Origin of the sequence: Collinsella sp. AM43-1, assembly GCF_003467925.1 — a bacterium.
In the GTDB taxonomy this organism is placed as follows: domain Bacteria; phylum Actinomycetota; class Coriobacteriia; order Coriobacteriales; family Coriobacteriaceae; genus Collinsella.
The window spans coordinates 1-21,415 of the sequence record NZ_QSFR01000013.1 but is presented as its reverse complement, the minus strand read 5'-3'; the positions used below and the strand labels follow the sequence as shown (position 1 = coordinate 21,415).

At 61.2% G+C, this 21,415-nt stretch carries 16 protein-coding genes and 1 tRNA gene; 11 read left to right on the top strand and 6 right to left on the bottom strand.

The genetic code is table 11. The annotated features are described in order from the left end of the window. Window positions 1-62 precede the first annotated feature (62 nt). Window positions 63-1,262 carry an MraY family glycosyltransferase gene (locus DW925_RS07305; protein ID WP_117716820.1) on the bottom strand — a complete coding sequence of 400 codons (1,200 nt, stop codon included), beginning with the start codon at window positions 1,260-1,262 and terminating at the stop codon, window positions 63-65. A 526-nt stretch (window positions 1,263-1,788) separates the two neighbouring features. Here DW925_RS07305 and DW925_RS07300 point away from each other — a divergent pair. The 5 genes from DW925_RS07300 (at window position 1,789) to proB (ending at window position 6,341) form a co-directional block, all read left to right on the top strand. Next, window positions 1,789-2,727 (top strand): radical SAM protein, encoded by a 939-nt coding sequence (locus DW925_RS07300; RefSeq protein ID WP_117716821.1) that lies wholly within the window; start codon window positions 1,789-1,791, stop codon window positions 2,725-2,727. A 227-nt stretch (window positions 2,728-2,954) separates the two neighbouring features. Next, a tRNA-Ala gene (locus DW925_RS07295) sits at window positions 2,955-3,027 on the top strand. Window positions 3,028-3,091: 64 nt separating this feature from the next. Continuing rightward, the gene (locus DW925_RS07290; protein WP_117716822.1) at window positions 3,092-3,544 is read left to right on the top strand and encodes a hypothetical protein; all 453 of its coding nucleotides are present in this window, start codon (window positions 3,092-3,094) and stop codon (window positions 3,542-3,544) included. 84 nt (window positions 3,545-3,628) lie between these two features. After that, window positions 3,629-5,134, top strand: a complete 1,506-nt coding sequence (locus tag DW925_RS07285; RefSeq protein WP_117757741.1) for a nicotinate phosphoribosyltransferase — start codon at window positions 3,629-3,631, stop codon at window positions 5,132-5,134. Between the two features lie 79 nt (window positions 5,135-5,213). Then, window positions 5,214-6,341: a glutamate 5-kinase gene (gene proB / locus DW925_RS07280; protein WP_117790705.1), complete on the top strand. Its 1,128-nt coding sequence runs from the start codon at window positions 5,214-5,216 to the stop codon at window positions 6,339-6,341. Window positions 6,342-6,440: 99 nt separating this feature from the next. Here the strand turns inward: proB and DW925_RS07275 are convergent, their stop codons facing one another. Next, window positions 6,441-7,859: an alpha/beta fold hydrolase gene (locus tag DW925_RS07275; RefSeq protein ID WP_117790704.1), complete on the bottom strand. Its 1,419-nt coding sequence runs from the start codon at window positions 7,857-7,859 to the stop codon at window positions 6,441-6,443. Between the two features lie 112 nt (window positions 7,860-7,971). Here DW925_RS07275 and DW925_RS07270 point away from each other — a divergent pair, with 112 nt between their 5' ends. After that, window positions 7,972-9,258, top strand: a complete 1,287-nt coding sequence (locus DW925_RS07270; protein WP_117790703.1) for a glutamate-5-semialdehyde dehydrogenase — start codon at window positions 7,972-7,974, stop codon at window positions 9,256-9,258. A gap of 171 nt (window positions 9,259-9,429) precedes the next feature. Then, on the top strand, window positions 9,430-10,029 hold the full coding sequence (locus tag DW925_RS07265) for an HD domain-containing protein (protein WP_117583747.1): 600 nt from the start codon (window positions 9,430-9,432) through the stop codon (window positions 10,027-10,029). Window positions 10,030-10,199: 170 nt separating this feature from the next. On the opposite strand, the gene DW925_RS07260 is transcribed toward DW925_RS07265, so the two are convergent. Next, the gene (locus DW925_RS07260; RefSeq protein WP_158552035.1) at window positions 10,200-10,958 is read right to left on the bottom strand and encodes a transposase; all 759 of its coding nucleotides are present in this window, start codon (window positions 10,956-10,958) and stop codon (window positions 10,200-10,202) included. A 356-nt stretch (window positions 10,959-11,314) separates the two neighbouring features. After that, window positions 11,315-11,800 carry a CarD family transcriptional regulator gene (locus DW925_RS07255; protein ID WP_022094807.1) on the bottom strand — a complete coding sequence of 162 codons (486 nt, stop codon included), beginning with the start codon at window positions 11,798-11,800 and terminating at the stop codon, window positions 11,315-11,317. 342 nt (window positions 11,801-12,142) lie between these two features. Here DW925_RS07255 and argS point away from each other — a divergent pair, with 342 nt between their 5' ends. The 4 genes from argS (at window position 12,143) to DW925_RS07235 (ending at window position 19,526) form a co-directional block, all read left to right on the top strand. Beyond that, window positions 12,143-13,996 carry an arginine--tRNA ligase gene (argS, locus tag DW925_RS07250; protein WP_117716824.1) on the top strand — a complete coding sequence of 618 codons (1,854 nt, stop codon included), beginning with the start codon at window positions 12,143-12,145 and terminating at the stop codon, window positions 13,994-13,996. A gap of 788 nt (window positions 13,997-14,784) precedes the next feature. After that, window positions 14,785-17,355, top strand: a complete 2,571-nt coding sequence (gene rho, locus DW925_RS07245) for a transcription termination factor Rho (protein ID WP_369831925.1) — start codon at window positions 14,785-14,787, stop codon at window positions 17,353-17,355. 313 nt (window positions 17,356-17,668) lie between these two features. Next, window positions 17,669-19,069 carry a hypothetical protein gene (locus DW925_RS07240; protein WP_117790701.1) on the top strand — a complete coding sequence of 467 codons (1,401 nt, stop codon included), beginning with the start codon at window positions 17,669-17,671 and terminating at the stop codon, window positions 19,067-19,069. Window positions 19,070-19,076: 7 nt separating this feature from the next. Further along, window positions 19,077-19,526 carry a VanZ family protein gene (locus DW925_RS07235; protein WP_117583742.1) on the top strand — a complete coding sequence of 150 codons (450 nt, stop codon included), beginning with the start codon at window positions 19,077-19,079 and terminating at the stop codon, window positions 19,524-19,526. A 115-nt stretch (window positions 19,527-19,641) separates the two neighbouring features. Here DW925_RS07235 and DW925_RS07230 read toward each other — a convergent pair whose 3' ends face one another. Both DW925_RS07230 and DW925_RS07225 read right to left on the bottom strand, forming a co-directional pair. Beyond that, on the bottom strand, window positions 19,642-20,079 hold the full coding sequence (locus DW925_RS07230; protein WP_233540256.1) for an ROK family protein: 438 nt from the start codon (window positions 20,077-20,079) through the stop codon (window positions 19,642-19,644). 17 nt (window positions 20,080-20,096) lie between these two features. Beyond that, window positions 20,097-21,278, bottom strand: coding sequence for a pyridoxal phosphate-dependent aminotransferase (locus DW925_RS07225; RefSeq protein WP_117790700.1), 1,182 nt, complete (start codon window positions 21,276-21,278; stop codon window positions 20,097-20,099). Between the last annotated feature and the right edge of the window lie 137 nt (window positions 21,279-21,415).

Here is a 21,415-nt window from a genome sequence, read left to right as displayed (position 1 = left end):
CGATGGGCGCGGCGCGGCCGCGCTTGGCCAACGGTGCCTTGGCACATCCTCGGCAGCTTGCCCTAGAGCTTGTGGTGGCGCTCTTCTTTGCGCTCCTCGGCTGCCTGCTCCTCCTGCTTAAAGGCGGGGTCGTCGGGGGTGACGAGCTCGTCCTCGTGCGTGCGCTTGTTGTAATGGTGGCGTAGCACGGGTTCAAACAGGTGCAGGTGCTTGGCGAAGGCCGCCGAGCCAATGGCGAGCACGGTAAAGATGAGCACACGCATGGGCACTTCGACCTGGTTAATCGCGGCGGCGCCGGCCGAAAGCATGATGCACCAGGCATAGATGAGCAGCACGGCCTGTTTTTGGTTGTAGCCTTCTTGGATTAGGCGGTGGTGGATGTGGCCCTTGTCGGCCTGCCCAATGCTAATGTGGGCGCGCCTGCGGCGCACGATGGCGCTAAACGTGTCGATGATGGGCACGCCGGCAACGATGAGCGGGATGATAAGCGAGGTGAGCGCGGCGGTGCGGCTCACGTTGAGCAGCGAGATGGAGCCCAGTGCAAAGCCCAGAAGCAGCGACCCCGAGTCGCCCAAGAAGATGCTCGCGGGGTTGAAGTTGTAGCGCAAAAAGGCCAGGCAGGCGCCAAAGAGCGCAATGGAGAGCGCGGCGGCGTCGATGCGGCCCGAGAGAACGGCCATCGAAAACATGGTGAACGAGGCGATGCCGCAGATGCCCGTGGCCAAGCCGTCGAGGCCGTCGATGAGGTTAATGATGTTGGTGAATGCCACCAGATAGATTACGGTGATGGGGTAGGCGAGCCACCCGAGCATGATTTCGCCGGGGGCAAACGGGTTGACGATGACGCCGATCCGCAGGCCGCCGATACAGGCGATGAGCGCGGCGAGGACCTGCCCGGCCAGCTTTTGCTTGGGCTTGAGTTGGAAGACGTCATCGATAGCGCCGGTCGCAAAGATGACGGTAAAGGAGAGCGCCAGCATGGGATAGCTAATGTGAAGGCGCGGGTGCGGCACCAGGACGGGTGGCCAGCCTAGGTGCCAGGTGCCTAGGATTTGCACAATGCAGGCAACGACCAGGCCCAAAAACACCGCCGTTCCGCCCAAACGCGGGATGGGCTTTGTGTTGATGCGGCGCTTAGAAGGATAGTCGACGGCATCGAGCTTAATTGCCAAGCGCTTGACCAGGGGCACCGCGAGGAAGGTCGTGATAAAGGCCGCCGCTGCCACGCATAGGTACGGTATGTAGCTCGGGGATGAAGCCATGAATCTAAAAACCGCCAAGCGTCGAAGGAAAAGGTCAGAAGAACGCCATGCGCAAAGGGCATAGCCGAACCATAATACTCGACCAAGGGGGGTGCATGTAATTGCACGCAGCGATAATCACGCGCTTACCAGATATTGGGATGTTGTCGATGGCTTGTCGGGATGCCGACGGGGATCCATATGAACCGTGATGGTGATTTTCGGCAAAAGAAAACCACCCCCCACGTTACGAAAATGAACCCACCTAAAACAGGTGGGTGCCCTCATCGACTGTTCCAGCGTCCTTAACAACGAAGGATACCTGTACTAGGTACGACTGTGTGGGCTCCCTAAATAAACGCGACGGTTCACCCAGTTGCTCCGCGGGGGGCGGAATACCTACATCATAAAGCGGCACTTTATCGATTCCAGTCTTGACATTACAAAAATCGTGTCGGACGATTACGGCGCCTTGGGGCTCGAGCCGTCTACGCGGCCTGGCCCTTTACGTTTGAGCTGCTGAATCGTTGTTTTGGAGCATGTTTTTATGCCGACGTCGTTGACCGAACTTTTTTCGCCCGCCTGCCATTTGTGTCCCCGCCGTTGCGGTGCGGCGCGCGATGAGGGCGTGCGCGGCGTATGCGGTGCTAACGACACGCTCAGGGTGGCCCGCGCGGCGCTTCATATGTGGGAGGAGCCGCCTATCTCGGGCGAGGCCGGTTCGGGCACGATCTTCTTTAGCGGCTGCTCGCTTAAATGTATCTACTGCCAGAACCACGAGATCTCGACCGGCAATTTTGGCCTTGAGATTTCGCCTGAGCGTCTGGTCGAGATTATGCTGGAACTGCAGGACCAGGGAGCCAACAACATCAACCTGGTGACTGCGACGCATTATGCTCACCTGCTGCCGGCCGCGATTGCCGCAGCGAGGGAGCGCGGGCTGGACATCCCGATCGTTTACAACACGAGCGGCTATGAGCGGGCGAGTGCCGTAGCTGCCCTGGGTGACCTGGTCGATGTGTGGCTCACCGACTTTAAATATGCCGATGCCGGGCTTGCGCAGTCGCTTTCTCATATTAAGGATTACCCGCGCGTGGCCGTGTCGGGCCTGGCACAGATGGCGTGCGAGATCGAGCGCCGCGGGGGAGAGCTGGTGGACGAGGACGGGCTCATGAAGCGCGGTATCATCGTGCGCCACCTGGTGCTGCCGGGGCATGCGGACGATTCGTGCCGCGTGCTGGACCTGGTGTGGCAGACGGTGGGCGACGTGCCGATTTCGGTTATGAACCAGTACACGCCCAATGCACTCATGCGCGAGCAGGGCGGCGAGTTGGCCCGTGCCGTAACGCGCGAGGAGTACGAGCAGGTGCTCGACCATGCCGACGACCTGGGCTTTACGACGATGTTTTGGCAAGAGGGCGGCGCGGTAGACGAGAGCTTTACCCCGGCGTTTGACACCACCGGTGTTCTTACCAGCGCAAAGTAGCTCTGCTGAGTAGTCTTTTTGGGACGGGGCTTTTTTAGCCCCAGCAGAGAGCGCACACGTTTTGGCCGATTAACGGCAGGGGCAGCTAAAAAGCCCCGTCCCAAAAAGACTACTCTCGGCAGGGGTCGAGCCGGCATCTGAAAGTAGCTAAAATAGCCCCGCCCCAAAAAGACTGGTTATTGGGCGTTGACAGTTGGCGAGCCGTAGGTAAAATATCGACTTGTCCTGGGGACGTAGCTCAGTTGGGAGAGCGCTGCCGTCGCATGGCAGAGGCCGAGGGTTCGACTCCCTTCGTCTCCACCCTTGGATTTGATAAGCCGCTGACATTGTGTCGGCGGCTTTTTTTAAAAGAAAGGGCTGTACCATGGCCGAGCTTGAGTCCCAACCATTGTCCGACGAGGAGCGCGCTGAGTTGGAAGAGCTCCGCGCTGAGAAGGCACGCCGCGAGGCTCGGGAAGAGGCCCGTCGCGAGCGTGAGGAGCTGGCTGCCCTGCGTGCCGAGCGTGCGAAGGCCGAGGAGGTCGCCGCGAACGCCGCACCCGCACCGGCGCCCGCGCCCAAGCCCGCTGCCGCGAAGCCTGCACCTGCCGCGCCCAAACCTCAGCCTAAAAAGGCCGCTCGTTCCAAGTCCGTCGAGCCCAAGCCGAGCCGTGACGAGATGACCTTTGCCCAGCGCATGGTTACCTCCAAGGAGCCTACGGGCGAGAACGAGATCCCTGGCATGGCGCCGGCTCAAAAAATCATCATTGTCCTTGCCCTCATCGCGTTTGTCATCTTTATGGGCTACACGATCCTGACCAGCATGGGCCTGCTCTAACCGATTTACATCGGGCGTCATGTCCGAACACTCTGCCCTTGTCCAACCCTCAACCTCTGCACAACGCATCCGAAAGGTCGCCCCATGGCTTTGACCGATATCTCTCATCCCACCGACATCGCAATGCTTACCGATCTGTACGAGCTCACTATGGCCCAGGGCCTGTGGGAGAGCGGCAAGGCCAATGAGCAGGGTTGTTTTACCGCGTTTTACCGCGACCATCCCTTTGGTAGCGCCTATGCCGTCATGTGCGGTACCGCCGAGCTGCCCGAGCTGGTCGAGAACCTGCGCTTTACGCCCGAGGACATCGACTACCTCGCCTCGCTCCAGGCCCCGGCCGGCGGCGCGATGTTCAAGCCTGGATTCCTCGACTACCTGCGCGATTTTCGTGCGCATGTAAACATCGACGCCGTGCCCGAGGGCGAGCTCGTCTTTCCGCGCGAGCCCATGGTTCGCGTCACCGGCCCCGCGCTGGAGTGCCAGCTGCTCGAGACGGCGCTGCTCAACATCGTTGGGTTCCAGACGCTTGTCGCCACCAAGACGGCGCGCGTGGTGCTGGCGGCGGACGGCCGTCCCGTTGCCGAGTTTGGCCTGCGCCGCGCTCAGGGTCCCGATGGCGGCTTGGCCGTCGCGCGCGCGAGCTACGTTGCCGGCTGCTCCTCTACGTCCAATGTGCTCGCCGGCCGCCGCTACGGTATTCCCGTCTTTGGCACGCATGCGCACAGCTGGGTGATGAGCTTCGATTCCGAGCTCGAGGCCTTCCGCGCCTTTGCCAAGTCGAGCCCCAAGAACTGTACGCTGCTCATCGACACCTATGACGTGCGCGAGGGCTGTGAACATGCCATTACGGTTGCCAAGGAGATGGAAGCGGTGGGCGAGCGCCTGTCGGCCATTCGCATCGACTCCGGCGACCTCGCCAAGCTCTCAAAGTATGTGCGCGGCCGTTTTGATGCCGAGGGCCTGCCCTATGTGGGGATCTCGGTTTCTAACGATTTGGATGAGTACACGATTCAGTCCCTGCTCGACCAGGGCGCGCCCATCGACAGCTTTGGCGTGGGCACCAAACTCGCGACCTGCTACGATCAGCCTGCGCTGGGCGGCGTGTACAAGCTTTCGGCCCGTCGTGCGAGCGACGCGGAGCCGTGGACGCCGGTGGTGAAGCTTTCCGAGCAGCCCTACAAGCGCACGATCCCCGGCGTGCAGCGCGTACGACGCTATTACGACGGCTTTGGCGGCCCGGTTTGCGACATGATTTATGACGAGGATCATCTGGCAGGGGAGGGCGCCGCGCGCGGCAATACCCTTGTGGCCGTGAACGATGCCGCCCTGGTGACCGACGTGTCCGAACTCGAGTATCGCGAGCTGCTGGTGCCGATCGTGCGCGATGGCAGTGCGGTGGCTCCGCGTGAGAGCATCCAGGACGCGCGCGAGCGCTGTGCTTGGGCGCTCGACCATCTGGACGCAGCTTTCAAGCGCTTCCTGTACCCGCAGACCTATGTGGTGGGTATGGAGCAGGGCCTGGCTCAGGTGCGCGACGAGCTCGTGCGCAAGAACATGGCCGCGGCCTCTGCCTTTCCCTGGGCTCACTAATTCCTTGGGCGGTAGGGGCGAGTCACGCTTCCCTGGCCACCGCCTCGGCCGTTCGCTGAACAGTTGATTGGTTTGACGTATGACGACTTCTTATAAAACGATGGTGGTAAAGATCGGTTCGTCCACGGTGGTGGGCGCCGACGGCAAGGTCAACCGCGCCTTTATCGGCGGGCTTGCCGACCAGGCCGCAGCGCTGCGCGAGCTTGGCTGGCGCCTGATCGTGGTGAGCTCGGGCGCCATTGCCTGCGGCTATCCCGTGCTGGGCTTCGACCGTAAGCCGGTCGGCGACCTGCCGAGCCTGCAGGCCTGCGCCTCGGCCGGTCAGTGCATCATCTCGTCGGCCTACGACGAGGAGTTCCATGCGCGCGACCTGCTCACCTCGCTCGTGCTGCTCACGCGTCACGACACGGCGCGCCGCACGTCCTACCTGCACGCGCGCGACGCCCTGCTTCGCCTTGTGGAGCTGGGTGTGGTGCCGGTCGTCAACGAGAACGATACCGTCACCGTCGATGAGATCAAGTTTGGCGACAACGACACGCTGGCGGCGCTTGTGAGCTGCCTGGTTTCTGCCGATCTGTGCGTGACGCTCTCGGACATCGATGGTCTCTATACTGCCAATCCGCATGAAGACCCCACGGCCGAGTTTGTTCCTGTCGTGCATAAGATCGATGCCAAGATTATTGCCTCGGCGGGCGATTCTTCCACATCGGTGGGCACGGGCGGCATGATTACCAAGATCCGCGCGAGCCGCATCCTGATGACGGCGGGCATTCAGAGCGTGATTTGCTCGGGCGAGGAGCCCGATGCGCTCGTGCGTCTCGCCCGCGGCGAGAGCGTGGGCACGCTGTTCGATCCGCCGGCGGAGCGTCTGGACATCGCACCCCGCAAGCTGTGGATCGCGCTGGGCGACAAGGCACATGGCTCGGTGACGGTCGATGATGGTGCTGCGAAGGCGCTGGTCAGCCGTGGCTCTTCCCTGCTTGCGGTGGGTATTCGCGAGGTCGATGGCCAGTTTGCCGAGGGCGATGTGCTCGATGTGTGCGATCCGAGCGGTATGGTCGTCGCCCGCGGTATCGCCGAGGCCGATTCGGACGTGCTGGAGCTTGCTGCCGGTCGCCGCCAGGACCAGATCGCCAGCAACCGCCTGCTCGCAGACCTGGCCGAGAAGCCCGCGATACACAGGGATAACTTGATCGTATTTGCATAAAGAAAGACAGCGCTGCGGATCGTTTCCCGTGGCGCTGTCTTTCTCGTGCCGGCACTTGGGGACGTTCCTTTTGTGCCGGCAGGTGGGGACGCTCCTTTGCTAGAAGATTTGGCGCAGGTCTCCGCGGTTGAGGGCTTCGTTGAAGAGGTGCTTGAACACCACGCTACCGTGTAGACCGTCGTGCTCGAACTCGTTGGTCACCCAGGCATGCGAGTTACCCACGCGGCTGAGCGTATCGAGCTGCATGCCCGAATCGACGTACATGTCGTCGAAATACACCGCGGCCTGCAGGGGCACCTCGTTGCACGCCAGTCGCTGCGGGTCGTAGATCTTGTCCCAGCTGGTGTCTTCCATCAGCAGGTCCATGGCGGGCTTGAAGGGCTTGAGCTCGGGCATCTGCTCGAACATCCACGGGAACATGGCCTCGCCGGTAAACATGAGCGGGCGCGCGAGGGTGTCAAACTCGGCGCGGTGTGCCTTCTCTTCAGCCGCGGTCCAGCCAATGGGCATGGTGTCACCGTCGGCGTATATGAACTCCTGCAGCGTCCAGTACAGCGGATTCGTGCGCGTGTTGGTGCGCTCGAAGGCGCGCATCAAAAAGCTGTCGGATACTGAGGAGCCGCAGCTCAGCGTACCGTCGCCGTCAACAAAAGCGTGATCGATAATCCAATGCATGCGCTCAAAGCTCGGCTTCATGCCAAAGTCGCTGCCCATGAGCTGTAGGCGCTCGACCGTCATCGGCGAGCCGTCGGGCAGCACGGGCTTCTGAGCCTCGAGCGCATCGGCCAGGGCTGCCACGCGCTCGACGTCGGCAGGGTAGCGGTCGTAATACTGCTGCGTTTTGGCGACCATGCGCGGGAAGGTGTGCGCGTAGACTTCGCTTGCGCTCGCCGGCACGTGGGGGATGCCGCCGCAGGTAAAGCTTGCCGCCACGCCCTCGGGGAAGAGCGACAGATAGCTCAGCGTCAAAAAGCCGCCGTAGCTCTGCCCGAGTGTGACCCAGGGCCTGCCGCCAAAGCCTACCAGGCGCAGGTACTCAAAATCGCGCACGATAGAGCTGGCGAGGTGACGCTTGAGGAAGTCCGCCTGCGAGCGGGCCGCATCGGCGCCGGCTGCCTCGGCGCGCTCGCCCAAGGCCGCGATCGTGCGTCCGTCCACGCAGCTGCTGCGTCCGGTGCCGCGCTGGTCGGGAAGGACCACGCGGAAGTGCTTGACGGCCTCCTCAATCCAGCCGTCGCTCGTGGGCGACAGCGGACGCGGGCTCTCGCCACCGGGGCCACCCTGCAAAAACAGGAGCAGCGGCAGATCGTCGTTGATGCGGTCGGGCGCGCAGACCACGCGGTAGAAGAGCTTGATGCTCTCGGGCGCGCCGGCGATGGGCGCTGGCATGGCGCCGCGGCGCATGGTGCTGCCGACGGCCAGGAGCATCGGCTCCAGGCCGCGCCAGTCAAGGGGGACGTCGATGCTGTGGTCCTCGACGTAAAGGCCGGGGACGTGGTACGAAGTGATGAGGGCCATGTGAGTCTTCCGTTCGTTGCGGTGTTTCGGGTTGACCAATTCTACCGCCGTGGGCGAGGCCATGCGCAAATCGGCTACCATGGTTGCAAACTTCTAGGAGAAAGGGCCGCCCATGTCGGTCGATATAGCCACGTATGTCCACGATCTTGCCGTTGCCGCCAAGGCGGCGTCGGCCTCGCTTGCCACGGCGAGCGATGAACAGCGCCAGGAGGCCGTGCGCGCCATGGCCGCAGCGCTGCGCAACGGTATCGACTCCATCGTTGCCGCCAACGAGCTCGATATGTCCGCCGCGCGCGATGCGGGTACCTCGGCCGGACTGCTCGATCGTCTGCTGCTGACGCCCGAGCGCGTTGAGGGCATGGCCGTCGGCCTGGAGAAGCTCGCCGAGCTGCCCGATCCTGTCGGCCGTGTGCTCGACCACCGCGTGCTCGCAAGCGGCGTGGACCTCACCCGCGTGAGCGTGCCGTTGGGCCTGGTCGCCATGGTGTACGAGGCGCGCCCCAACGTGACGGCCGACGCCGCGGGCATCTGCATCCGCACCGGCAACGCCTGCATTCTGCGCGGCGGCTCGCTGGCCTATCACTCGTGTGCCATGATTGCCGAACTGCTGGCCGATGCGCTCGAGGCCAAGGGCTTCCCGCGCGAGGCCGTGTCGATGATCGAGTCTACCGACCGCGAGGCCACCGGCGAGCTCATGAAGCTCCGCGGCGTCGTCGATGTGCTCATTCCGCGTGGCGGTGCGGGCCTGATCCAGCGCTGCGTGCGCGAGTCGCTCGTTCCGGTGATCGAGACGGGCACGGGCAACTGTCACATCTACGTGCATGAGTCCGCCGACTTTGATAAGGCGCTCAACATTATCGTTAATGCCAAGACCCAGCGTGTAGGCGTGTGCAATGCCGCCGAGTCGCTGCTGGTCGACCATGCTGTGGCCAATGTGTTTTTGCCTGCGGTCGTTGCCGTGCTGCACGACCACGATGTGCTGATTCACGGCGATGAGGCCACGTGTGCCGCTTGCGTTGCCGCCGGTCTTGCCGAGGGCGATGCTTACATTGCCGCAACCGAGGAGGACTGGGGCCGCGAGTATCTGGCCCTCGAGATGAGCGTGAAGGTCGTGGCGAACGAGGAAGAGGCCATCGCGCACATCAACCGCTATGGCACCATGCATTCCGAGGCCATCATCGCCGAGGACGCAGACGCCTGCGAGCGCTTCTTGGATGAGGTCGATGCCTCGGCCGTGTACGCTAACGCTAGCACGCGCTTTACCGACGGCGGCGAGTTTGGCCTGGGCGCCGAAATTGGCATCTCGACCCAAAAGCTCCACGCCCGCGGACCCTTTGCCGCCGAGGCCCTCACCACCTACAAATACAAGCTTCGCGGCACCGGTCAGGTCCGCCCCTAAACCTACCAAAAAGGGACAGGTTTATTTTGGCAGGTTTTATCTGCGGTTTTGCCGGGCGACACGTTCGCCCGGCTTTTTTCTCCGCATAACTTTTTTGCCTTTCGGCTTGAGCCGCGGCGATATACGATAGTGACACCGTGTCCTAACATCGACTCACCTGGAGGTATTGCCATGTCCCAGACGCTCACCGCCGGAATCACCCGCGACCGCGCATTCGAACTGCTCAACGAGCACAACAAGGACCCGTTTCACATTACCCATGGCGAGACGGTTGAGGGCACCATGCGCTACTTTGCGCGCGAGTTCGACCCCGAGAACGAGGAGTTTTGGGGCATCGTCGGCCTGCTGCACGACTTGGATTGGGAGGAGCATGAGGACGACCCCATGAACCACACCATCTATACTGCCGAGATTCTTAAGGGTGAAGGTGCGTCTCCCGAGCTCATTCGCGCCATCCAGACGCACACGTCGGACTTCAACACCTCGCTGCCCAAACCCGAGCTGCAGATGGAAAAGATCCTGTTTGCCTGCGATGAGCTCACCGGCCTGATCGGCGCCGCCGTCATCATGCGCCCGAGCAAGAGCGTTATGGACTTTACGACCAAGTCGCTCAAGAAGAAGTTCAAGGACAAGCGCTTTGCCGCCGGCTGCTCGCGCGACGTGATTTCGCAGGGCGCCCTGATGCTCGGCTGGGAGCTCCCCGAGCTCTTTGACCGCACCATCGCGGCCATGCAGTCCTTCGCGCCCGACCGCGACACCTTCCAGGCCTAACCTGCCAAAAAGGGACAGGTTTATTTTGGTAGGTTTTATCTGGGAAAACGCTTCCGTTGGATGTTATTCAGCGGAAGCGTTTTCTGTTTGACATGGTGAAGCTGGCGAATGGCGGCGCCTCGCGGCAGACAGCTGCGCTTCGCCGTATCCGTAACTCGGCAAACGCGACGCTACGACGCGTTCTTGATAATCCATGTTCCCAGTCCGGTCAGCAGCTGAACCTGCTTAATCGTTAGCCCTTGTTTTCGAAGCGCGAGAATCGCCTCATTGCGAAGTGGCTTGGAGGCGGATTTGAGTTCCGTCGGAGCACATCCTGCGACACTCTGCACGATTGCCGTGCCAAATTCGCATAGATCTTCCTCGCGAACCTTGGCTGTTGCGCTGGGGCGATAGGGAAGCGACGGCGTACTTTCCATGAGCCGAAGGTATGAGCGAGGTGTTGGGAATATAACACCGACAACGCTGCCGGTAACATGCGGCCGTGACCTGGCACTCATGAGATACTCGCGATGGCTGCTCCAGGGATATTCGTCGTATGCTGCCAGTCCCGCTTTTTGTGGATTCAAATGAATGTATCGAATTGCCTCGAGTAAATATACTTCTGACTTAATGGGCGAATCCCAAAACCGCTCCTGAAACACGTGGCCGATATGCCCCGTCCGCGCATTGTACCTGCCCGCATACGATACGGCTATCGCATGCATCGCGTCGCTCTTGCGGTCGTCCGGATCGTCGATGAGCAGATGAATGTGGTTTCCCATAAGGCACCAAGCGATAAGCTCGATATTGTGTTTGGGGAGGATCGCATCGAGGATCTGAAGCATGGCGATTCGGTCCTCGGCATCGTCAAACAGCAATTGCCCTCCGTTTCCACGCAACGTGATGTGGAAATAACCGGTTGGTGACTTTGAACGAGGTTTTCTCGGCATGGCCCCTCCTTTAGCTTGGATGGGCTGAAGATACCTCATTCGGGGGCTTCGGTTGTCGAGATTCAGTTCACCGACTATAGCTGCTACCTGCCGAAATATAATTGCGTTTTCAAATTGATGCTTTTTAATGGTAATTGAGTAAGACGGGCGCGCTTGTTGTGGATGCGGGCGTTGGTTACGTCGATCTGGACGGCCCTCGCGTGATGTCATCGCAAATGGGCTTCACGCATTTTTGCGGCGATAGAAAAATGGTCGGGCGCTCTTAAACAAAACGGAGCACCCGACCATTTACTGATTGTTTGTTGATGTTTGGCCAGATAGAACCTGCCAAAATAAACCTGTCCCTTTTTGGCAGGTTAGTTGAGGGCGGCTTGGGCTAGGCGGGCTTCGGCGTCCTCTTCGGTGACGCCCAGGGCCACGGCGAACTCCTCAATGGAGCGGCGCTTGGCCTCCTTGAGTACGCGCATGTAGTAAGAGCTGGGCTTTTTATCAGCTTCCTCGGCCTGGCGAATGCGGTGCATCATGGTCTTTGCCACGCGGACCGTCTCGGGCGCGCCCAGCTTGAGCTGCTGCTTAAAGTGCGTCTCCTCAAGCGAGCTGTTACGCTCGGTAAAGGTGTCGCACTCCAGCTCGTCATAGTGGCTCAGCAGGTGCTCGGCATCTTGCTGGGAGATGGCGGCATGCAAACGATCGGCCTGCGCCACGGGGTACATGAGGATCGTCTGCGCATGTCCCTGCTTGGTCTCGAGCAACAGCATGGGCTGCGGCGTGTCGTCCCTAAAACCGACGACGGTGCAGACTCCCTGACCCGGATGAATGACGTGTTGACCGATTGAGAACATGCTACCTCCAACTTATACGAATTTACGTATGTCTAGAATAACACGCTGACGTGCGCAAACCCTTACTTTATGCAGGAAAAGCACACAATTCTGATAGGTAAGAGTATTCGATAACAGACGCAGCTCATTCACACCTTTATGCATTTTCAACGCCTGCATAATCTGCAGGCAGACCGGCATCTTTGAGTGACTCCATGCAAGCTGTAGTCATTTTTGTGCATATGCAATATCTATTAGCTTTACCCTGCGACAGTGCCCGTCGCTTGTGATAGAGTGCTACAAACTCTGGCTTTTGCCCTACGAGTGACCAAGAGCTCGGGGGCTTTAACACAAGGAGGATCTATGCCCGAGAAGATTGAAGAGCTGGTACGCGCTGCGCTTGCTGCGGCCCAGGAGGCCGGCGACCTTTCCGCATTTGAACTTGACGATTGCGCTATCGAGCGACCGGCTGACACTTCTCATGGCGAGTGGACCTCCACCATGGCCCTGAAGTCCGCCAAGCTGGCTCACTGCGCCCCGCGCAAGATCGCCGAGGCCATCGTTGCCCATATGCCCGAGGACCCCGCGATTGAGAAGGTTGAGATCGCAGGCCCCGGCTTCATCAACTTCTACCTCTCCGTTGCCGTCAAGAATGCCATCTTTGGCGAGGCTCGCGAGAAGGGCATGGACTTCGCTAAGTCCAACGTCGGTGGTGGCCTGAAGACCCAGGTCGAGTTCGTTTCCGCCAACCCCGTCGGCCCCATGCACATCGGTCACGGCCGCTGGGCCGCGCTGGGCGATTCGCTCTGCCGTGTTATGGACCACGCCGGTTACGACATCCAGCGTGAGTTCTACATCAACGACCACGGCTCTCAGATGAACACCTTCGGCAACTCCATCAGCACGCGCTATATGCAGCTTGCCGACATCATCGCCAAGCAGGGCGTGGATATCGACGAGGCTCACAAGCTGCTGATTGCCGACCGCGACGCCTTTGTTGCCGACGAGAACGACGAGCACCCCGAGACCCATCCGTATCAGGACAACTTTGCCGAGACCCTGGGCAAGGACTCCTACGGCGGCGACTACATCATCGACGAGGCCGCCGAGTTCTGGCGCACCGACGGCGACAAGTGGGTCGACGCCGATCCGCAGGAGCGCATGGAGAGCTTCCGCGAGCGCGGCTACGTAAAGATGGTCGACAACATGCGCGACCTCTGCCACGCCGTCAACTGCGACTTCGATCGTTGGTACTCCGAGCGTTCGCTGTACGTGAAGGACACCGAGGGCGAGACCGCCGGTACCTCTGCCGTCGACCGCGCTTTTGAGAAGCTCGACAAGATGGGCTACCTCTACACCAAGGACGGCGCCCTGTGGTTCCGCTCCACCGACCTGGGCGATGACAAGGACCGCGTCCTGATCAAGTCCGATGGCGAGTACACCTACTTCGCCTCCGATGTTGCCTATCACTGGGATAAGTTCCAGCGCGTCGACCACGTCATCGACATCTGGGGCGCCGACCACCACGGCTACATCGAGCGCGTCCGCTGCGTCTGTGACGCTCTTGGCTATCCCGGCAAGTTTGAGGTTCTGCTGGGCCAGCTCGTCAACCTGCTGCGCAACGGCAAGCCCGTCCGTATGTCCAAGCGCAAGGGCACCATGGTGACCCTGCAGGAACTCGTCGACGAGGTCGGCTCCGACGCCGCTCGCTACACGCTCATCTCCAAGAGCTCCAACCAGATGGTCGACTTCGACATCGAGGCCGTCAAGAAGCGCGACAACTCCAACCCGGTGTACTACGTGCAGTACGCTCACGCTCGCGTGTGCTCCATCCTGCGCCGTGCCGCCGACGTTACTGCCGAGCAGGCCGCCGAGATGGGCATGAAGGCCGTCGCCGCCAAGGCCATCGGTGAGAACGTCGATTACTCGCTGCTGACCGACCCGACCGAGCTCGCCCTGTCGCGTAAGCTCAACGAGCTCACCGACCTGATTGCCAGCTGCGCTCGCGATCGCGCCCCGTTCCGCCTGACGCACTTTGCCGAGGAGCTCGCCGGCGACTTCCACAGCTTCTACGCCGCCTGCCAGGTTCTGCCGAGCGAGGGCCGTCCCGTCGACCCCGAGCTCTCGCGCGCCCGTCTGGCCGCCTGCGACGCCGTCCGCGTGACGCTCGCCCTGGTGCTTACCCTCGTTGGCGTTTCCGCGCCCGAGCAGATGTAATCTGCGGGTCATTTGACCGTGTAGGTTCGGCTTTGCTGAACCCTATAAGCCCGATCTCCATGCGGAGGTCGGGCTTTTTTCGTTTGGCGGGGCTTTTAGGCGTGTTGGAAAATGCTACCAAATCGCAACTATACCGGTTTACGGGGCTGAATCGCTGCCTGGCGACCATAGCGACAGCAGTGAAAATAAAACCGCAGCTAGACGGTTTATTGTTTCTTGAAAATGCAGGGTATGGTTGGCTTGCAGCATTCTGGCCCCGTAATCCGGCGTAGTTTTGAAAATTGTCCCTTGGGGACGGAGGAAAATGGATCATTTTTGTCTCGCGGAGGGGTGGCGGGATACCGTCCGCCGCGAATCGTGCTCATCTCCTACGTTTGGACGCATATCCCGAACCATGCCGAAAAGTACGATATTAAAACCGCAGGTAGCAGACTCGTTGTTTATGAAAAAAACAAGGGTATGGTCAGGGGCTCGGGTGCAAACGTAGTAGATGGGCGCGATTCGTGGCGCGGCTATTCCGGGTGCCACGGCTTCACTCCTCTGGCGCGACATTTCAAGGCGCTTTTGAGGAGGAGTGTCCCTGATGACTGGGCGTTTAAGAACGTCCAATGACTAAGTTGCAGGTGGTTGCGGTTGTGTTACACTAACGCTGCATATATGACGCAATCATCTCGATACAGATCAATGATATCCGTCGTTTTGAACGGAACTAGACTGTTTAGCCGCCCTGAAGGTTTATGCAGGGAGCATGTGATTACAGGGCTTGAAAAGAAAGTTGAGCAAACACTGTGTCTGATCAACAGCAAGAAAACGAAATAACGACGACGCAGGCCGCTCCCGCTGCACCGGTTGCGTCGGACCAGGTCGCGGCGCCCGCGCAAGCCTCGGCTCCTGAGACGCCTAAGGCTGCTTCGACGCCTATGCCTGTGGCGGCTGAGAAGGCCGTGCCTGCAACTGGTGAGGAGGCTGCTCCGGCAAAGCCCAGGCTCGCGCGCCGCACGGCCAAGCCTGCCGCTGACGGCGAGGAGGTCACCAAGCCCAAGCGCCGTACCACGCGCACGACGCGCGCCAAGCGCACCGTTGCAGCTGACTCCTCGGTGCCGATTTCCGATGAGGTCGCGCAGGCACGTGCGTTGGCGCAGATTAGCGAGGCTCAGGTGGTGCGCGCCCGCCGTCGTGCTGCCGAGCGCGAGGCCGCGGCTCTGACCGAGCTTGCAGCTCCGTCTGTGCCCGAGACGCCTGCCGCCATCGAGACCCCTGCCGCCGACCTGCCGACCGAGAAGCCGGCACCGCGCACACGCCGCCGCACGGCTGCTAAGGCCGAGCAAGTTGCGGAACAGGTAGCCCCCGAGCTCACTGAGGCTTCGGTCCGTTCCGCGGCAGGGGAGGGCACATTGCCTGTTGAGCCCGCTGCGCCTGTCGAGGCCAACGAAGTTCCCGTTGTCGATCCGGCTTTGCGCCCGCACCGTCGCGGTCGCAAGCCCAAGGCCTTTGTCGAGGCAGAGAAGGCCGCAGCAGCAGCCGCCGCCGCTCGGGATGCTGCGGCGACCGCCGAGTCTGCAACCGCTGCCGATGCACCCGTCCAGGATGCTACGACTTCCGAGGCCGCTCCCGCCGATGCCGAGCCCGCCGACGTCCGTCCCGGTCGCAGCCGTCGTACTGCTGCTAAGCGCACGTCCAAGGCCAAGGCTGCCAAGAAGGGTGCGTCCGAGGATTCTGCCGAGACGACCGCCGATGCGTCGACTGATGTCGCCAAGGCCCAGGACGTCGAACAGCCTGCATCCGAGAAGCCCAAGCGCGGTCGTAAGAAGTCCGTTAAGGCCAAGGCGTCCGAGCAGCAGGATGTCGAAGCGCAGGTTGATTCTGGCGCCGAGGCCAATGACGCCGCCGCGGCCAATGTTGGCACCGCCGCAACCGATGGTGCCGCCCCCGCTGAGGGCGAAGACGGCACTCGTCCCAACCGTCGCCAGCACAAGCGCAACGACGAGCGCAACGAGCGTAAGGACGACCGCAACAACGACCGTCGCAACCGCCAGCGCGATCGCAAACAGCGCAACAAGGAGCGTAATGCCGCTCCCACCGAGCCCACGCTTTCGCGCGAGGAACTCGCGGCCATGAAGGTCGCTGAGCTGCGCGAGAAGGCTAAGGAGTTCGAGATCGAGACGACCGGCAAGAAGAAGGCCGAGCTCGTCGAGGAAATCTACGTCACCGCTGCGAAGGCCGAGGGCTTCCGCGACATCAAGGGCATTCTGCAGATTCGCCCGGACAGCTCCGGCATCATCCACGCCCATGGCTACATGAAGTCCAACGACGACGCCTTCGTGCCCGCCTACCTCATCCGCTCCGCGCGCCTGCGCACGGGCGACGTCATCGAGGGCTCGCTGCGTCCTTCGCGCGGCGGCGACAAGCGCGCCGGCCTCGCCAAAATCACGACCGTCAACGGTCTGGACCCCGAGCAGATTCGCAACCGCCCCAAGTTCGGCGACCTCACCCCGGTCTATCCCAACGAGCCGCTGCGCATGGAGCACGGCAAGGACTCCATTACCGGTCGCGCCATCGACATCGTGTCGCCGATCGGCAAGGGCCAGCGTGGCCTGATCGTGTCCCCGCCCAAGGCCGGCAAGACCACGATCCTCAAGAAGATCTGCCAGTCCATCTCGATTAACAACCCCGAGGTGCACCTCATCTGCCTGCTCGTCGACGAGCGCCCCGAAGAGGTCACCGATATGCAGCGTTCCATCAAGGGCGAGGTTGTGGCGTCGACCTTCGATATGCCCGCCGACAACCACACTCGCGTGGCAGAGCTCGTTATCGAGCGCGCCAAGCGCATCGTGGAGCTGGGCGGCGATGTTGTGGTGGTGCTCGACTCCATCACGCGTCTTGCCCGCGCCTACAACTTGGCGGCGCCCGCCTCAGGCCGCATCCTTTCGGGCGGCGTCGATTCGGCGGCACTGTATCCTCCCAAGCGCTTCCTGGGCGCAGCCCGTAATATCGAGAACGGTGGCTCGCTCACCATCCTGGCCTCTGCCCTCATCGACACCGGTTCCAAGATGGACGAGGTCATCTTTGAGGAGTTCAAGGGCACCGGCAACATGGAGCTTAAGCTCGACCGCGACCTGGCCGACCGCCGCATCTTCCCGGCTATCGACCCCGTTGCCTCCGGTACGCGTAACGAGGACCTGTTGGTCGACGAGCAGATGCGTCCGTTTGTCTTTGGTCTGCGTCGCATTCTTGCCGGCATGAACAACACCGAGCGCGCAGCCGCATCGTTTATCAAGGGTCTTAAGGGCACCAACACCAACCAGGAATTCTTGGTGCGTTCGGCCAAAAAACACAGCGACTACGAGCAGACGTTCTAGGTTGTCATCCACACGCAGCGATAGTCATCAATGCGATAAAGGGTCGGGGCTTTGAGCCTCGGCCCTTTTCCATATCGCCGCTCCGCGCTTATTTTTAACCATAAGACCGACGAGCAGCAGGTTTCCCGTTTCAATCCGACATCGTCGCTTGCAATCGACGGGGCGGTTTCGCATAATAGCTTTTAAGCTTCGCGACGGAAAACGCAGATGAAACGAACCATATACCGTTGCTTTGGGGCATAGCCCCGCTTCATCTTCTCTCGCGCAGCCAACTGAATGATGCGATTTGGGTGCTGGAAGATGGGGAGAGCTCATGGCTTCTTCTGATGCAACACAACGAGCAGTCCTTGCCGGACTTTCGTGCGGGATCGGCCTTGCCGCTCCCGTGGTTATGTATGCCGCGACGCTACCGTTTTCGTCTGTGAACGAGACGGTCGTGGCGGGTGCGGTTCCCTTCGCCGTAGGCGCGGTGGCGGGCGTGGGTATCTATGCCGCCTCGCTGGGTATCTCCGAGTATCGTGCGCAGCGTGAAGAGCGTCTGTTCCAGCCCGATGCCATGGGCGGTGCCGCCAATCTCAATCAGCATCAAAGCGAGTTCAAGACCGCCTCGATTCCAGCTCAGCAGCAGGATGCGACTCCTTACGCTGCGGCTTCTGCTTCTCAGGCTCAGGCGGAGCAGTCTACCTCGGCATTCCTTTCCGGCCTGACCGGTGCGTTCCAGCGCCGTCATGCCGATGATGGTGTCCCTACCATCGCTCGAGCCGCAGATGCTATGGACGAGGACGAGGCTTGGTCCATGATCGACAGTATGCTCGACGACGATTCGCCGGTGAGCTGCGACCCTGCACACTCGCGCGACGTCTATCAAGTCGCCATCGACGAGCTCACCAACGGCGGGCAGACCGGCTCCTTCAATCGCGACGACATCGCCGCCGCGGCACGCGCCGTGTCTGGCTCCCAGGCCGCCCCTGCGGGCAGCACGGCGGCTTTCGTGGCACTCGTCGCCAACGCGGCAGCCAATAACGCCTACAACGCTACCTCGGCGGACGCGAACGCTTCTGCCGACAATTCGTACGTTGATGAAGCCATGGCTGCGGACGAGGAGGCCGTTGCCGCCCGCCGTGCCGCCGAAAGCTCGCTGTGGGGCGCTCCTGCCCAGCAGCAGGCGGCCGAGGCTGCGCCGTACAATGCAAACCTCGCCAGCATGCCTATCATCTCCGGTGCCGCGGGCATCGATCTCGATGACCTCGATGAGCCTGCAGCCATCACCGCATCGATTGATGCCCAAGATCGCATCGACACCGGCGACCTTCCGGACGCCTCGCTCGAGGTTGATGTCCCCATGGCCGATTACTCGGGCCACGAGGGTATGTGGGCCGCCGCCACCGCGATTCTGGATGAGATTGACGAGCCTGCTCCTGTTTCAGCCCCCGCTCCCGTCGCTGCCCCTCAGCCTGCTGCCCCCGCCTATGTCGGCCGTCACAGCGCTGTGTTCCCCGAGGATACTGCCCGTATCTCGCGTGAGAGCATCGAGCGGGCCGAGGCTATTGCCGCCGGCATTATGGAAAATCGTCGTCACGAGCGCGTCAATCAGATCCTCGAGGAAGAGATCGAGCGTCTTCAGTCCTCTACCGCCAAGCGTACGGGCCGTGCTTATCTGAGCGTTATCGAGGGCGGTACCGCCAGCTTCGCGCCGCTCCGTGCGGAGGCATAACTTCTGCATGGTTAAGATCAATCGAAAATGGGCGGTCGTAACCTGCCTGATGGCGCTCTTGATCTGGGGCAATTCGCTGGTTCCCGGCTCGGGGTCGGGCTCACTGAGCCTAACGGTCATGGAAGCTATCCGCGGTTTTCTGCACGGCGTGGGACTTCCATATGAATGGGTGACCAACTTTGTTGTTCGTAAGTGCGCGCATTTTACCGAGTATTTGGTGCTCGGCATCCTGGCAACGCACGCCTTTGATTTTGAGGGCCGACGCACCTTTGACGTGCTGCTGCCCACGGCAGTGTTCCTGCTGCTGATTCCCTCGATCGACGAGACGATTCAGCTCTTTGTGCCGGGACGCGCCGGCATGATCACTGATGTGATGATCGACTGCTGTGGAGCGGCAACGGGCGTTGTGCTCCGATATCTCTTACGGTCGCTGATGTGCGCCAAAAAGGCCGCCTAAGGACGCATTGTTTGGTCCTAGGCGGCCTTTTTTATTGGAGGGCTTATATGAGGTGTGGCGGCGTCGTTCCATAGGTCGGATTTGCCGGGTGCGCCACGCCCTGTGGGTGCGTCTGTTACTGAAGCGCCTGTGCGCCTAGGGCCAGGCAGCCCATGATGCCCTGCTTGCCCTCGAGGCTGTTGTTGACGATGTAGCTATCGATGTCGGCCATCTCGGGCGTGACGATGTAGCCGTTGAGCATCTCGGCGCACTTCTTGCGTGCGAGCGGCGCGATGGGGGTGTGGTCGGCCACGCCGCCACCGATGACGATCTTCTGCGGTGCGTAGCACAGGATGTAGGTCATGAGCGCCTGCGCAAGATAGCCGGCGAGCAGGTCCATGGCCTCCGGGTCATCGGCCATCTCTCCGGCGCTCTTGCCACCCCAGCGCTTTTTAACGCCGGGGCCGGCGATGAGGCCCTCGAGGCAGTTGTCGTGGAAGGGGCAGCCGCTGTGCTCGCCAATGGTGTCGCGCGGGTCGCGCGTGACCAGGATGTGGCCGGCCTCGGGGTGCATTTAGTGCCGGGCCGTCCTTACCCGCGCGGTTTGATTTTATCACGCAGGAACTTGAGGTTCTCCAGTGCTGCGTTGAGCGTCTCGTCTCGCTTGGCAAAGTGGAAGCGGATGAGGTGGTTGACGGGCTCGCGGAAGAAGCTGGAGCCCGGAACGGAGCCCACGCCCACCTTGGAGGCCAGATCCTCGCAGAAGTCGAGGTCGCTGTCATAGCCAAACTCAGAGATGTCCATCATCACGTAGTACGCGCCCTGCGGCACGTTGTGCGTGAGGCCGATGCTGTCGAGTCCCTGACAGAATAGGTCGCGCTTGGCGGTGTAGAGGTCGAGGACCTCCTGGTAATAACTGTCGTCGAAATTGAGGGCAGTGACGACGGCTTCCTGCAGGGGCGCGGCGGCGCCGACGGTGAGGAAGTCGTGGACCTTTTTGATACGCTCGGTGATCTGGGCTGGGGCAATGGTGTAGCCCAGGCGCCAGCCGGTGATGGAGTACGTCTTAGACAGCGAGCTGCAGCTGATGGTTCGCTCGAACATGCCGGGCAGCGTGGCCATATAGACGTGCTCGTGGGGAGCGTAGACGATGTGCTCGTACACCTCGTCGGTGATGCAGTAGGCGTCGTACTTCTTGCACAGGTCGGCAATAAAAGTGAGCTCCTCGCGCGTAAAGACCTTGCCACAGGGGTTGGACGGGTTGCATAGGACGATCGCCTTGGGATCGTTGTCGCGGAAGGCCGCCTCGAGGACCTCACGGTCGAAGTCAAAGATGGGCGGGTTGAGCGGCACATAGATGGGCTCGGCGCCCGAGAGAATGGTGTCAGCGCCGTAGTTCTCGTAGAACGGCGAGAAAATGACGACCTTGTCGCCGGGGTTCGTGACCGTCATCATGGCGGCCATCATGGCCTCGGTGGAGCCGCAGGTGACTACAATATTCTCGTTGGGGTTGATCGGCATGCCCATAAAGTGCTCCTGCTTGGCGGCAAGCGCCTCGCGCATGGCCTGAGAGCCCCAGGTGATGGAGTACTGGTGGTAGAGCGGCTTGGGATCGGTGGCGATGGTGCTGAGGCTATCGAGCAGCTGCGCCGGGGGATCAAAGTCGGGGAAGCCCTGTGACAGGTTGACGGCGCCATACTTGTTGGAGATGCGCGTCATGCGACGGATGACGGAATCGGTAAACGTTGCCGTGCGGTTGGAGAGTTCTTTCATGCCGGTCCTTTCGAGCATTTGCAGTGGGGCAAGTTTACTCCTATGAAACCGGTGGGAAATGCTCGAAATGGTCTCGAAAAACTCTTTTCAAAATTCCCTTGATTGGCAACTTCATCCGAACACCTCCCATATTCATC